The 1,520-nt window shown below is 60.6% G+C and carries 1 protein-coding gene; it reads right to left on the bottom strand.

The window, feature by feature from the left end:
• The coding region (locus EET13_RS30780; protein WP_122445560.1) for a ketoreductase domain-containing protein at positions 1-553 on the bottom strand (553 nt) is incomplete at its 3' end.
• Positions 554-1,520: the final 967 nt, after the last annotated feature.

Below are 1,520 nucleotides of genomic sequence, written 5' to 3'. Positions count from 1 at the left end.
GGGTTTGGTGGGTGGGGTGGTGGTCGGCCCAAAGGCCCCAGGCTATGGAGAGGGCTTGGGTGGGGGTGTGGGCGCGTAGGTGGTAGGCCAGGGCGTCGAGGTGGGCGTTAGCCGCGGCGTAGCAGCCTTGGTGGGCGCCGCCCCAGGTCGCTGCTGCTGAGGAGAACAGGATGAAGGTTTCGGGTGGGTCGTCGTGGAGGAGTTGGGCGAGGTTGTCAGCTGCGATGGCTTTGCTGTAGTCGATGCTGAATTGGGCGGTGGTGACTTCGGATATGGGGTGGTCGGTGATGGTTGCTGCGGCGTGGACAACGGTTTGGATGGGTCCGTGTTGGTGGCGGGTTTGGGTGAGAAAGGCTGCGAGAGCGGCGCGGTCGGTGACATCGATGGAGGCGAGTGTGGTGGTTATGCCGCTGGCGTGAAGTTCTTGTTGTAGTTGGGTGGCTTCGGGGTTGTGGGTGGCGTTGCGGCTGAGCAGGATCAGGTGGCTGGCTCCGGCGCGGGCAAGCCAGTGGGCGATGTGTTTGCCTAGGCGTCCGGTCGCGCCGGTGATCAACGCGGTTCCTGAGGGGGTCCAGGTGGGTGGGAGTTGGGGTGGTAGTGGTGCGGGGTATAGGCGTCGAGCGTTGATCCCGTGTGGGCCTATGGCTAGTTGGTCTTCTTGTTGGGGACAGCTCAACACGGTATGCAGTTGTTGCAGTTGTTCGGGTGTGGGTTGGGGGGCTAGGTCGATTAGGCCTCCGAAGCGCTCGGGGTGTTCAAGGCATAGTGATTGTCCTAGGCCCCAGACGGCGGCTTGGGTAACGCTGGCGGGGCCGGCCTGGGTGGATATCTCCACACCACCTTGGGTGGTGATCCATAAGGGGATGTTTAAGCTGCTGTTGGCGTAGGCTTGTCCGATCAGCAAGGTGGAAATCAGCCCTTGTGGTATTCCGCAGTAATCGGGGTGGGGCCGTTCATCCCAGGCTAAAAAGGACACTATGCCGTCGCAGTGGGCGTGTGTGGCGGTTGTCGATAACAGATTGGTCAGAGACTTTTTGTTGTGATCGTTAGGGTCGACCACCATGATGTCGATATCCGAGCCGTAATGCTGGGATAAACCAGTGATCCAAGCATTATTTTCGGTCTGGCCGGGCGATGCTATAACCAGCCATCGTTGCCGAGTCGGGCTCAGGTCGTTGACCACGATAGGTTGCCAGCCGATGCGATACCGTAACGAGTCAACGATTCCGCGAGTCTGACGGTCTTTACGCCATCGACTCAACGCTTGTATTACCGGTGGCAGTGCGCCCGTTTGGTCATCGCTGAGGGCCAACATTTGCCTTACCGTGTCGATGGCCTGCTCATCGATGGCTTTCCATAGCAGATCTTCCCCGGTTGCATCACCACTGGTGCGGGCGGTGGTGTGGGGGGTTAGCCAGAAGCGGTGGTGTTGGAAGGGGTAGGTGGGTAGTGCGGTGGTGTGGGCGTGGGGGTAGAGGTGGGGCCAGTGTGGGCTGTGGCCGTGGATGTGGAGTTGGGCT

Origin of the sequence: Mycobacterium attenuatum (assembly GCF_900566085.1) — a bacterium.
Lineage (GTDB): Bacteria > Actinomycetota > Actinomycetes > Mycobacteriales > Mycobacteriaceae > Mycobacterium > Mycobacterium attenuatum.
The sequence above is the reverse complement of the archived record's forward strand: the minus strand, read 5'-3'. Positions and strand labels throughout refer to the sequence as shown.